The organism is Pseudomonas sp. 1 (genome assembly GCF_056626735.1).
In genome coordinates, this window is sequence record NZ_JBWXMQ010000020.1 from 46,519 (window position 1) to 58,426 (window position 11,908).

Annotated in this window: 10 protein-coding genes; 8 read left to right on the forward strand and 2 right to left on the reverse strand. The window is 60.0% G+C overall.

What is annotated here, in order from left to right; genetic code table 11:
• The first annotated feature begins 236 nt into the window (after window positions 1-236).
• The 4 genes from AC1MDC_RS24945 to AC1MDC_RS24960 all read left to right on the forward strand — a co-directional run bounded on the left by AC1MDC_RS24945 (window position 237) and on the right by AC1MDC_RS24960 (window position 5,455).
• Window positions 237-2,828, forward strand: coding sequence for a glycosyltransferase (locus AC1MDC_RS24945; protein WP_480393874.1), 2,592 nt, complete (start codon window positions 237-239; stop codon window positions 2,826-2,828).
• A 212-nt stretch (window positions 2,829-3,040) separates the two neighbouring features.
• Window positions 3,041-4,192 carry a succinyl-diaminopimelate desuccinylase gene (gene dapE / locus AC1MDC_RS24950; RefSeq protein ID WP_480393875.1) on the forward strand — a complete coding sequence of 384 codons (1,152 nt, stop codon included), beginning with the start codon at window positions 3,041-3,043 and terminating at the stop codon, window positions 4,190-4,192.
• Window positions 4,192-5,001 carry a putative RNA methyltransferase gene (locus tag AC1MDC_RS24955; protein WP_480393876.1) on the forward strand — a complete coding sequence of 270 codons (810 nt, stop codon included), beginning with the start codon at window positions 4,192-4,194 and terminating at the stop codon, window positions 4,999-5,001. The genes dapE and AC1MDC_RS24955 overlap by 1 nt, the downstream gene beginning before the upstream one ends.
• A gap of 76 nt (window positions 5,002-5,077) precedes the next feature.
• Window positions 5,078-5,455, forward strand: a complete 378-nt coding sequence (locus tag AC1MDC_RS24960) for a hypothetical protein (protein WP_085697319.1) — start codon at window positions 5,078-5,080, stop codon at window positions 5,453-5,455.
• Between the two features lie 135 nt (window positions 5,456-5,590).
• On the opposite strand, the gene AC1MDC_RS24965 is transcribed toward AC1MDC_RS24960, so the two are convergent.
• A complete protein-coding gene (locus tag AC1MDC_RS24965; RefSeq protein ID WP_007954750.1) occupies window positions 5,591-5,800 on the reverse strand; it encodes a cold shock domain-containing protein in 210 nt (69 codons plus the stop codon).
• Window positions 5,801-6,037: 237 nt separating this feature from the next.
• On the opposite strand from AC1MDC_RS24965, the gene plsB reads away from it, so the two are divergent.
• The 4 genes from plsB to AC1MDC_RS24985 all read left to right on the forward strand — a co-directional run bounded on the left by plsB (window position 6,038) and on the right by AC1MDC_RS24985 (window position 10,474).
• Window positions 6,038-8,536, forward strand: coding sequence for a glycerol-3-phosphate 1-O-acyltransferase PlsB (gene plsB, locus AC1MDC_RS24970; protein ID WP_085697318.1), 2,499 nt, complete (start codon window positions 6,038-6,040; stop codon window positions 8,534-8,536).
• A 92-nt stretch (window positions 8,537-8,628) separates the two neighbouring features.
• A complete protein-coding gene (locus AC1MDC_RS24975) occupies window positions 8,629-9,315 on the forward strand; it encodes a hypothetical protein (protein ID WP_480393877.1) in 687 nt (228 codons plus the stop codon).
• A gap of 45 nt (window positions 9,316-9,360) precedes the next feature.
• Window positions 9,361-9,759: a YbaY family lipoprotein gene (locus tag AC1MDC_RS24980; protein ID WP_266200851.1), complete on the forward strand. Its 399-nt coding sequence runs from the start codon at window positions 9,361-9,363 to the stop codon at window positions 9,757-9,759.
• Between the two features lie 25 nt (window positions 9,760-9,784).
• Complete coding sequence (locus AC1MDC_RS24985) at window positions 9,785-10,474, forward strand: DUF4197 domain-containing protein (RefSeq protein WP_085697315.1); 690 nt, start codon at window positions 9,785-9,787, stop codon at window positions 10,472-10,474.
• Here the strand turns inward: AC1MDC_RS24985 and AC1MDC_RS24990 are convergent.
• Entirely contained in the window at window positions 10,471-11,865 is a 1,395-nt protein-coding gene (locus tag AC1MDC_RS24990) for a Fic family protein (RefSeq protein WP_480393878.1), read from the reverse strand. The genes AC1MDC_RS24985 and AC1MDC_RS24990 overlap by 4 nt on opposite strands.
• Window positions 11,866-11,908: the final 43 nt, after the last annotated feature.

Here is an 11,908-nt window from a genome sequence, read left to right on the forward strand (position 1 = left end):
GCCAAGAGCATCTTTGCGCTATGAACGGCGAACACGCCTGCTTTAATTAAGGCTGCACGTAACAAAGATTTGTCTTACACGCTGAAACGAAAGAACTTAAGTCGGGTTGGATTGCCCAACATCCGGCATTTCCCTGTCTCTTGTAGGACTCGGCGAACTGCCGGTGTAGGATGCGCGCCCTCTTGGCGTCAACCAGCCGACCCTTCGTTCCACAGCCTTTGGAACCCGACACAGCTATGTCATCGCGTAAATTTGGACTCAACCTGGTGGTGGTTCTGGCAATCGCCGCCCTGTTCACCGGTTTCTGGGCGCTGATCAATCGCCCCGTCTCCGCGCCGAACTGGCCGGAGCAGATCTCCGGTTTCTCCTATTCACCGTTCCAGCAGGGACAGTTCCCACAGAAAGATCAGTATCCGTCCGACGATGAAATGCGCCGCGACCTGGAGATCATGAGCAAGCTGACGGACAACATCCGTATCTACTCGGTCGACGGTTCCCTGCAGGACATCCCGAAACTGGCGGAAGAATTCGGTCTGCGCGTGACCCTGGGGATCTGGATCAGCCCCGACCAGGAACGCAACGAGCGGGAAATCACCCGCGCCATCGAACTGGCCAATACCTCGCGCAGCGTGGTTCGCGTAGTGGTCGGCAACGAGGCGATCTTCCGCAAGGAAATCACCGCCAAAGAACTCAGCGTACTGCTCGACCGGGTGCGCGCGGCCGTGAAAGTGCCGGTGACCACCTCCGAACAGTGGCACGTCTGGGAAGAACACCCGGAGCTGGCCAAGCACGTCGACCTGATCGCCGCGCACGTTCTGCCCTACTGGGAGTTCATCCCGGTGGACAAGGCCGGGCAGTTCGTTTTCGACCGCGCCCGCGACCTGAAAAAGATGTTCCCGAAAAAACCGCTGCTGCTGTCCGAGGTGGGCTGGCCGAGCAACGGCCGCATGCGCGGTGGCGCCGATGCGTCGCCGGCGGATCAGGCGATCTACTTGCGCACGCTGGTCAACAAGCTCAACCGCCAGGGCTTCAACTACTTCGTGATCGAAGCGTTTGACCAACCCTGGAAGGCCAGCGACGAAGGTTCGGTCGGCGCTTACTGGGGCGTGTTCAACGCCGCGCGTCAGCAGAAATTCAACTTCGAAGGCCCGGTGGTGGCGATCCCGCAATGGCGCGTGCTGGCCATCGGTTCGGTGGTGCTGGCGCTGTTGTCGCTGACCCTGCTGATGATCGACGGCTCGGCCCTGCGCCAGCGCGGCCGCACCTTCCTGACCTTTATCGCGTTCCTCTGCGGTTCGGTGCTGGTGTGGATCGGTTACGACTACAGCCAGCAATACAGCACGTGGTTCAGCCTGACGGTGGGCTTCCTGCTGGCGCTCGGTGCGCTCGGGGTGTTCATCGTGCTGTTGACCGAGGCCCACGAACTGGCCGAGGCGGTGTGGATTCACAAGCGTCGCCGTGAATTCCTGCCGGTGCTCGGCGATTCGGACTACCGCCCGAAAGTCTCGATCCATGTGCCCTGCTACAACGAGCCGCCGGAGATGGTCAAACAGACCCTCGACGCCCTGGCCAACCTCGACTATCCGGACTTTGAAGTCCTGATCATCGACAACAACACCAAGGACCCGGCGGTCTGGGAACCGGTGCGCGACTACTGCGAAACCCTCGGCCCGCGCTTCAAGTTCTTCCACGTCTCGCCCCTGGCCGGTTTCAAGGGCGGCGCGCTGAACTACCTGATTCCGCACACTGCCAAGGACGCCGAAGTGATCGCGGTGATCGACTCCGACTACTGCGTGCACCCGAACTGGCTCAAGCACATGGTGCCGCACTTCGCCGACCCGAAAATCGCCGTGGTGCAGTCGCCGCAGGATTACCGCGACCAGAACGAAAGCACCTTCAAGAAGCTCTGCTATGCCGAATACAAAGGCTTCTTCCACATCGGCATGGTCACTCGCAACGATCGCGACGCGATCATCCAGCACGGCACCATGACCATGACCCGTCGTTCGGTTCTGGAAGAACTGGGCTGGGCCGACTGGTGCATCTGCGAAGACGCCGAACTCGGTCTGCGGGTATTCGAAAAAGGCCTGTCGGCGGCGTACTACCACGACAGTTACGGCAAGGGTCTGATGCCGGACACCTTCATTGACTTCAAGAAGCAGCGTTTCCGCTGGGCCTATGGTGCGATCCAGATCATCAAGCGTCACACCCGCAGCCTGCTGCGCGGCAAGGACACCGAACTGACTCGCGGCCAGCGCTACCACTTCCTCGCGGGCTGGCTGCCATGGGTCGCGGACGGCATGAACATCTTCTTCACCGTCGGCGCACTGTTGTGGTCGGCGGCGATGATCATCGTGCCGCAACGGGTCGACCCGCCGCTGCTGATCTTCGCGATTCCGCCGCTGGCGCTGTTCGTGTTCAAGGTCGGCAAGATCATCTTCCTCTACCGTCGCGCCGTGGGCGTGAACCTGAAGGATGCGTTCTGCGCGGCACTGGCAGGTCTGGCGTTGTCGCACACCATCGCCAAAGCGGTGCTGTATGGCTTCTTCACCAGCAGCATTCCGTTCTTCCGCACCCCGAAAAACGCTGACAACCATGGCTTCTGGGTGGCGATTTCCGAGGCCCGGGAAGAGCTGTTCATCATGCTGCTGTTGTGGGGCGCGGCGCTGGGGATCTTCCTGGTGCAGGGCATTCCGAGCAACGACATGCGCTTCTGGGTGGCCATGCTGCTGGTGCAGTCGCTGCCGTACGTGGCGGCGCTGATCATGGCGTTCCTGTCGTCGCTGCCAAAACCTGCGGCTGCGCCTGAACCGGCACCGGTGGTCTAAATCCTTGCGGATGCACTAAACGGCGGCCAATGGTCGCCGTTTTGCTTTAAGATAACCGCCATTTTGCAGGGCCAAGGCCCCGATGGCCTGCCACTAGACCTGTGGGAGCGAGCTTGCTCGCGATGAGTCCGTCACATTCAACACTTATGTTGAACAGGACATCGTCATCGCGAGCAAGCTCGCTCCCACATTTACAGCATCCGGAGTTTTCCATGACGGCCCACGCCGACCTTTCGCCGACCCTCCAACTCGCCATCGACCTGATCCGCCGTCCGTCCGTGACGCCGGTCGACGCCGATTGCCAGAAGCAGATGATGCAGCGCCTGGGCGATGCCGGTTTCCAATTGGAACCGATGCGCATCGAAGATGTGGATAACTTCTGGGCGACTCACGGCACAGGCGACGGCCCGGTGCTGTGCTTCGCCGGTCACACCGACGTGGTGCCGACCGGCCCGGTGACCGCCTGGCAGATCGACCCGTTCAACGCGGTGATCGACGAGCACGGCATGCTCTGCGGCCGTGGCGCGGCGGACATGAAAGGCAGCCTGGCCTCGATGACTGTGGCAGCCGAGCGTTTTGTCGCCGACTACCCGGATCACAAGGGCAAGGTCGCGTTCCTGATCACTAGCGACGAAGAAGGCCCGGCGCATCACGGCACCAAGGCCGTGGTCGAGCGTCTGGCAGCCCGTAACGAGCGACTGGACTGGTGCATCGTCGGCGAGCCATCGAGCACCACGCTGGTGGGCGACGTGGTGAAGAACGGTCGTCGCGGCTCCCTCGGCGCCAAACTGACCGTGCGCGGCGAGCAGGGCCACGTGGCCTATCCGCACCTGGCGAAGAACCCGATCCACCTCGCTGCCCCGGCCCTGGCCGAACTGGCCGCCGAGCATTGGGATCACGGCAACGATTTCTTCCCGCCGACCAGTTTCCAGATTTCCAACGTCAATTCCGGCACCGGCGCGACCAACGTGATCCCGGGTGATCTGGTGGCGTTGTTCAACTTCCGTTTCTCCACCGAATCGACCGTCGAAGGCCTGCAGAAACGCGTTGCCGGCATCCTCGACAAGCACGGTCTGGACTGGCATATCGACTGGGCGCTGTCCGGTCTGCCGTTCCTCACCGAGCCGGGCGCACTGCTCGACGCGGTGTCGTCGAGCATCAAACAGATCACCGGCCGCGAGACCAAGCCGTCCACCAGTGGCGGAACCTCGGACGGTCGTTTCATCGCGACCATGGGCACGCAGGTTGTCGAACTGGGCCCGGTCAACGCGACCATCCACCAGGTCAACGAGCGCGTGCTGGCGGCCGATCTCGATGTGCTGACCGAAATCTACTACCAGACCCTGATCAAGTTGCTCGCCTGATGCTCGCGTGCCCGATCTGCAGTGAACCGCTGAACGCGGTGGACAACGGCGTGGCCTGCCCCGCCGGCCACCGCTTTGACCGTGCGCGTCAGGGTTACCTGAATCTGCTGCCGGTGCAGCACAAGAACAGCCGCGATCCCGGCGACAATCAGGCGATGGTCGAGGCCCGCCGCGATTTCCTGAACGCAGGCCATTACGCGCCGGTGGCCAAACGTCTGGCGGAACTGGCGGCGAGTTATGCGCCGGCCCGTTGGGTCGACATCGGTTGTGGCGAGGGTTACTACACCGCGCAGATCGCCGAGGCCTTGCCGGACGCTGATGGCTATGCGCTGGATATCTCGAAGGAAGCCGTCAAACGCGCCTGCAAACGCAATCCGGAGCTGACCTGGTTGATTGCGAGCATGGCCCGCGTGCCCTTGGCTTCCGGCAGTTGCCAGTTTCTGGCCAGCGTTTTCAGTCCGCTGGACTGGGAAGAAGCCAAGCGCCTGCTCAGCGTTGGCGGCGGTCTGATGAAAGTCGGCCCGACCAGCGGCCATCTGATGGAACTGCGCGAACGCTTGTACGACGAAGTACGCGAGTACACCGACGACAAGCACCTGGCCCTGGTGCCGGAAGGCATGGCGCTGGCGCACAGTGAAACCCTGGAATTCAAACTGACGCTGGACAAGCCCGAGGATCGCGCCAACCTGCTGGCGATGACGCCCCACGGCTGGCGTGCCAGTGCCGAGCGCCGTGCGGCGGTGATCGAGCAGGCCGAGCCGTTCGTGACCACCGTATCGATGCGCTACGATTATTTCGTTCTTCAATAACTTTTGGACTCGGGCAAGTAGCCCGGGGCCGGCTAAATCCGCGAATGGATTTTTCAGACCCGCAGTGAGGACATCCATGCGCCAACCGGACATCGAGATTTACCTGAAAGACGCCGACGTCGACCACAAGGCCATTTCCGCCTGGCTGGGCGCCGCCCTTGGCCCGTGCAGCGAATGGGTACAGAAAGGCCAGACGTACAAGTGCAAGGCCGGCAACATCCCCGTGACCTGGCTGCCGAAAGCCGTGGGCAAGTGGAACAGCCTGTACCTGGAAAGCGATGCGACCCCATGGGACGACGACATTGCCTGCGCCCGCGCCGCGTTCGCCGCGCTGAACGTCGAAGTACGCTGCGCGCCGGGGACGTGGGTTGAAGAAGAAGGTGAAGAGACGGCGGATCGCTGGATCCGGATCAGCGCCGATGGTGAAGAAGAGATCACCTGGAAGACTGCGTAACAGACAATGCACAAAACCTGTGGGAGCGAGCTTGCTCGCGATGGGGCCCTTTCAGTCAACAATGATGCTGAATGTCAGCCTGCTATCGCGAGCAAGCTCGCTCCCACAGTGTTTTTGGTGTTCTGAAGATTTGCGTTACAGACCTACAACGTCTTCAGCCTGCAACCCCTTCTGCCCTTCCACCACCGCGTATTCAACCTGCTGCCCCTCGGTCAGCGAACGGTGGCCTTCGCCGCGAATCGCGCGGTAGTGCACAAACACGTCCACCCCGTCTTCGCGCTGAATGAAGCCGTAGCCCTTGGCGTCGTTGAACCACTTCACGTTGCCGGTTTCACGTGTTGCCATCTGTTCATACTCCTTTTTTATTATTGAACAGGCTTTTCGCAGGAAAGCCTTTGCGGAACGTCAGCCTGCGTCCGACGTCCATAAGAGGGCCCCGGCGACAGATCGCCGAGTATATGACAGGCGGCAAAACTCTCAACAGAAGATTACTTCGCCGCTTTTTTGCCGATTTTCCATGAATCCGGCACACTATCGACCGCCCGAGCAAACGCTCGGTTTATTCACTCACGCAGAAGCCGTATGACCCGTTCCCCGTTCCGCCGTCTTGTGTTTGGCACCTTGCGCCGACTGTTGTATCTCTGGGTTCGCTCCGAGACGATCAACCAGTCGTCGTTCACCCTCAACCTCGACCGCAGTCGTCCGGTGTTCTACGTCCTGCAAAATCCATCGCTGACTGATCTGGCGGTGGTCGACACCGAGTGCACCAAGGCCGGCCTGCCGCGCCCGGTGCTGCCGGTGTCCGTGGGTTCGCTGATCGAGCCGGCGGCGTTCTTCTACCTGACGCCGGACCCGGACTGGCTCGGCCGCCAGGACAAGCGCGGCGCACCGCCGACCCTGACCCGACTGGTCAGCGCCCTCAGCCAGAACGCTGCCGAAGACGCGCAGATCATTCCGGTCAGCGTGTTCTGGGGCCAGTCGCCGGACAGCGAAAACAGCCCGTGGAAACTGCTGTTCGCCGACAGCTGGGCCGTCACCGGGCGCCTGCGTCGGCTGCTGAGCATCATGATTCTGGGGCGCAAGACCCGCGTGCAGTTCTCGGCGCCGATCCACCTGCGCGAACTGATCGAACACAACAAGGGCCACGAACGCACCGTGCGCATGGCCCAGCGGATCCTGCGGGTACACTTCCGCAACCTGAAAGCTGCGGTGATCGGCCCGGACATTTCCCACCGCCGTAACCTGGTCAAAGGCCTGCTCAACCAGCCGTTGGTCAGGCAGGCGATCCTCGACGAAGCCGAGCGCGAAAACATCTCGCCGGAAAAAGCCAAGGCCCAGGCCCTGCGCTACGGCAACGAGATTGCCTCGGACTACACCTACACTGCGATCCGTTTTCTGGAAGTGGTGCTGAGCTGGTTCTGGAACAAGATCTACGACGGGATCAAGGTCAACCACATCGAAGGCGTGCAGGCGGTCGCCCAGGGCCACGAAGTGATCTACGTGCCGTGCCACCGCAGCCACATCGACTACCTGCTGCTGTCGTACTTGCTGTTTCGCAACGGCCTGACCCCGCCGCACATCGCCGCCGGGATCAACCTCAACATGCCGGTGATCGGCAGCCTGCTGCGCCGTGGCGGGGCATTCTTCATGCGCCGCACGTTCAAGGGCAATCCGCTGTATACCTCGGTGTTCAACGAATACCTGCACACCCTGTTCACCAAAGGTTTCCCGGTCGAGTATTTCGTCGAGGGCGGTCGCTCGCGCACCGGACGCATGCTGCAACCGAAAACCGGGATGCTCGCGATCACGATGCGCAGCTTCCTGCGTTCGTCGCGGATGCCGATCGTGTTCGTGCCGGTGTACATCGGTTATGAGCGGGTGCTCGAAGGCCGGACCTACCTCGGCGAACTGCGCGGCGCGAGCAAGAAGAAAGAATCGATCTTCGACATCTTCAAAGTCATTGGCGCGCTCAAGCAGCGTTTCGGCCAGGTGGCGGTGAACTTCGGCGAGCCGATCAAACTCGCGGAATTCCTCGACAGTGAACAGCCGGGCTGGCGCCAGCAGGAACTCGGCCCGCAGTTCAAACCGGCATGGCTCAACGAAACCACCAATCGTCTCGGCGAGAAAGTCGCGCAGCACTTGAACGAAGCAGCAGCGATCAACCCGGTCAACCTGGTGGCGCTGGCGCTGCTGTCGACCACTCGTCTGGCGCTGGATGATCGGGCCATGGCGCGGGTGCTGGATCTGTATCTGGCGCTGTTGCGCAAGGTCCCGTACTCGCCGCACACCACCCTGCCGGAGGGTGATGGCCGGGCATTGATCGAACACGTCAAAGACATGGATCTGCTGTCCGAGCAAAACGATGCGCTGGGCAAGATTCTCTATCTGGACGAGCAGAACGCCGTCCTGATGACCTACTACCGCAACAACGTGCTGCATATCTTCGCCCTGCCGGCGCTGCTGGCGAGCTTCTTCCAGAGCACTTCGCGCATGAGCCGCGAGCAGATCCTGCGTTACACCCGCGCGCTGTATCCGTATCTGCAAGCGGAGCTGTTCATCCGCTGGAGCCTGGACGAACTGGATGCGGTGATCGATCAGTGGCTGGAGGCTTTCGTCGAACAAGGCCTGCTGCGCTTCGAGAAAGACGTGTACCTGCGCCCGGCGCCGAGCTCGCGGCATTTCGTGCTGCTGACGTTGCTGTCGAAGAGCATTGCCCAGACCCTGCAACGCTTTTACATGACGGTTTCACTGCTGCTCAACAGCGGCCAGAACAGCATCAGCGCCGAAGAACTGGAAGACCTGTGCACAGTCATGGCCCAACGCCTGTCGATCCTGCATGGCCTGAACGCGCCGGAGTTTTTCGACAAGAGCCTGTTCCGTCACTTTATCCAGACGATGCTCGATCTTGATGTGCTGCGTCGCGACGAAGCAGGCAAATTGAGTTATCACGAACTGCTAGGCGAACTGGCCGAGGGCGCGGCCAAACGGGTGTTGCCGGCGGAGATTCGATTGTCGATCCGCCAGGTGGCGCTACATCGCAGTGAGGATGCGGCGGAAACTGCAACCTCGCCGACGTCCTGAAACTTGAGGACAACTAACCGGAAGACCGGATCGTTTTCCAGTTAGTTGTTTTATGAATTAATGGGCTCTTTTTAATCGATAAGGAAATCGATATGAGCCTGATTAATGAATCCTTGCAGACCATCAATATAACGTTCAGCCTTCCACCTGACTTCAATGCCCCTCTCGACGGAAATAATGAAACCGTTGTCGATGTTCAACGGGTCAACCCCCGGCAAACAACAAACATCAAACACTGGCGACATCCCTCCATTGTCGGCGGCCAGTGGAACTTCCGGTTCCCGCACCGACACAGTGAAGTCAGCGTCAAATACCGCATCACCATCCAGTTGTTTCACAATCGACAACCCTTGCTGCTGGAGCAGGCACATTTCGTCATTGTTCATCAGGCGCCCCATCGCCAGACGCTGCATCTGAGTCCGATCGGTTACTTGTACGTTGAAGTGCAGGAACCCAAAATGATTCCCCCCGAACAGGCAATCACCATCAGCCTGCATGAAAACGAAAGTCCCGATATCGAACTGGCGCGCGTTTCTCACGATGAGGAAACTGCCACTTCGTTTTATCTTAAATATGATCCGGAGCATGTGGTGCCGGGCAAACGGTATGCACTGACGGGAATAGAAAACAGGTATCACCAACGGCTGTCCGTATTTCCTGAAGATATTGAACTTGTACCTGCGACACGTGCGCCCCGATCGCGCCTGTCGGGGATGATCAATCAGTGGCTGAATGAACCGTTACGTTTGCTCACTGACTCATTATCCAAAATCCGCTAGATTTCTCTGGGCGCCCCTCTGGCGCTCAAGTCTTTTGAGGTCCCCATGAAAAAACTTTCTCTTCTCGCCGCCGCCACCTTGTTGAGCGCTTGCCAATCCATCACACCGAGCGGCAAAGCGAGCCTCGACGGCGAAGTGTTCTACCTGCAGCGCATCGCCCTGCCGCCAAGTGCGACCTTGAGCGTGAGCCTGCAGGACGTTTCGCTGGCCGATGCGCCGGCCGTCGTGCTCGATGAACAGAAAGGCCCGATCAAGGGACAAGTGCCGCTGCCGTTCCATTTGAGCTACGATCCGACCCAGGTCAAACCCGGCCACCGCTACTCGGTCAGCGCACGCATCGAAGTCAACGGCGAGCTGATGTTCATCACCACCGAAAACCATGCCGTGCAGCTCGATGGCAAGGATCCCCAGCCGCTGAAGATCCGCGTCGACGCTGCCCGCTAACGCACCTATCAATAAGGAAGCCTTCATGCTCCGCCCTACCCTTCGCTTCGCCGGCCTGTGCGCGGGCCTGATGATCTCCGCCAGCGCCATGGCCCTGTCCCTCAGCGACCTGTCGCAAGGCGACGCCACCGGCGGTCTCAAGGATGCCCTGACCCAAGGCGCGCAACTGGCCGTCAAACAACTCGGCACTCCGGGCGGCTTCAGCAACAATCCGGACGTGAAGATCGAACTGCCGGGCAAACTCGGCAAAGTCGCCGGCAAGATGAAAGCCTTCGGCATGGGCGCCCAGGTCGAGGAACTGGAAACCGCCATGAACAAGGCTGCGGAAACCGCCGTCACCCAGGCCCAGCCGATCCTCGTCGACGCCGTGAAGAAAATGAGCGTGGAAGACGCCAAAGGCATCCTCAGCGGCGGCAACGATTCCGCCACCCGATACCTGGACAAATCCAGCCGCGAACAGATCCGCACCAAGTTCCTGCCCATCGTCAAACAGGCGACCGACAAAGTCGGCGTAGCCCAGAAATACAACGCCTTCGCCGGCCAGGCCGCAACCTTCGGGGTGGTCGATGCGAAGAGCGCCAACATCGAAAGCTACGTGACCGAACAAGCGCTGAACGGCCTGTTCGAGATGATTGGCAAACAGGAAGAAACCATCCGCAAGAACCCGGCTGCTGCGGCGACGAGTCTGGCGAAAAAAGTGTTCGGTACCCTCTAAACCGGCACCACACGGGAGTGAGCTTTTTCACTCCCGTTGTTCAATCCGTCGCCAGCAGACACACGTAAAAAGTACACCCACTCGCGTCCCATTTTTTTCTTCTCGAAAACCTGCAGTTCAACCAACCCGCTCAACGTCAACACCGCTGTGTTGTAGGCACAACCAAGATGCTCCTTGACTTTCCCCGCCGTAAATTCCTTCGCCACCCCGCTCCTGGCCACCTGATAAATCGACCGCTGTCGCTCTGTCAGCCGATCAAAAAAGCCCGAACAGGTCAGCCAGCGTTCGAAGCCTTCGCTGTACGCCACACTCTTGCGGTACACATCGGTAAAACCCTCCACCGCCCGCAAAATCACCGAACACTGAAACTCGATGAAGTACGTCAGGTCGAGCTCATCAGCCTCGCTGTGCAAATACGACCGCCCGTACTTTACCGGCGCATTGCGCAGTAAAAGACTGATCGCGATATAGCGAAACGCCGAAAACTCGTGCTTGAACATGAACCAGTAAAACAGCGCCCTGGCGACCCGCCCGTTGCCATCGCGAAAGGGATGTTCATAGCCCAGGGCAAAGTGCAGCGTGATCGCCTTGATCAGCGGATGCAGGTAGTTTTTTTGTCGAGGTGAGCCCTGTGGTTGATTGATCCACTGCGAGAGCAAATCCAGTCGCCTCACCAATCCGACCGCAGGCGGTGGCGAGTGCACGGTATTCCCTTCGCCGTCCTGCACCACCACTTCATCGTTCGTCCTGAAAAGCCCGGGGTCGTACTGCTCGTCATCAATACCCTCGACACCGACCCGATGCATCGACGCAATCAACTCCACGCTCAAAGGTTCGTAACGTTTTTCCCAGGCGAAATTCATCATCCGGTAATTACCCATGACCATCCGCTCATCCGGCGTACGCGGCTGACGCCGTTGCTTGAGCATGTCCTTGGCGACACGAGTGGTGGTCGCGGCGCCCTCCAGCTGACTGCTACTGATCGCCTCATCCTCGATCAAATCGTTGAGCAGATAACTGAAATGCGCCCGCTCGCCTATCTGGCTGGTCATGTATTCCAGCGATGCCGTCGTGGTTTGCCGATCAACTACTGAAAGGGCCTTCTGCGCGGTTGGCGTCGGCACAAACTTCCCCCACTGCGCCGGCTCCCCCAGAGGCAGAAGATGAATGTACTGAGCGGCCCGCGCCTTCTTGACCAGCGCCCAACACAAACGCGAATCCAGCCCGCTGGCCCAGCGATACCGCAAATCCTCAAAAGGCAGATACCGTCCCTGATCATCCAGCGGCTTGAGCAGCGCAAGATAATCCGCCAGACGCTGCTTGTGAGGCGGTCGCATCAATAACTCAAAGACCGGATCGGCCCGACCCTTCAATACTGGCGGTTTCTTCATCAACGCTGCTCAACCAAGGCTGAAAAACAGCATCGAGTACAGC

Excerpts from the sequence above, each read along its gene's own strand:
- AC1MDC_RS24990 (WP_480393878.1), bottom strand. The coding sequence starts at position 11,865 with ATGAAGAAACCGCCAGTATTGAAGGGTCGGGCCGATCCGGTCTTTGAG.
- AC1MDC_RS24975 (WP_480393877.1), top strand. The coding sequence starts at position 8,629 with ATGAGCCTGATTAATGAATCCTTGCAGACCATCAATATAACGTTCAGC.
- AC1MDC_RS24945 (WP_480393874.1), top strand. The coding sequence starts at position 237 with ATGTCATCGCGTAAATTTGGACTCAACCTGGTGGTGGTTCTGGCAATC.
- AC1MDC_RS24955 (WP_480393876.1), top strand. The coding sequence starts at position 4,192 with ATGCTCGCGTGCCCGATCTGCAGTGAACCGCTGAACGCGGTGGACAAC.
- dapE (WP_480393875.1), top strand. The coding sequence starts at position 3,041 with ATGACGGCCCACGCCGACCTTTCGCCGACCCTCCAACTCGCCATCGAC.
- AC1MDC_RS24965 (WP_007954750.1), bottom strand. The coding sequence starts at position 5,800 with ATGGCAACACGTGAAACCGGCAACGTGAAGTGGTTCAACGACGCCAAG.
- AC1MDC_RS24985 (WP_085697315.1), top strand. The coding sequence starts at position 9,785 with ATGCTCCGCCCTACCCTTCGCTTCGCCGGCCTGTGCGCGGGCCTGATG.
- AC1MDC_RS24960 (WP_085697319.1), top strand. The coding sequence starts at position 5,078 with ATGCGCCAACCGGACATCGAGATTTACCTGAAAGACGCCGACGTCGAC.
- plsB (WP_085697318.1), top strand. The coding sequence starts at position 6,038 with ATGACCCGTTCCCCGTTCCGCCGTCTTGTGTTTGGCACCTTGCGCCGA.
- AC1MDC_RS24980 (WP_266200851.1), top strand. The coding sequence starts at position 9,361 with ATGAAAAAACTTTCTCTTCTCGCCGCCGCCACCTTGTTGAGCGCTTGC.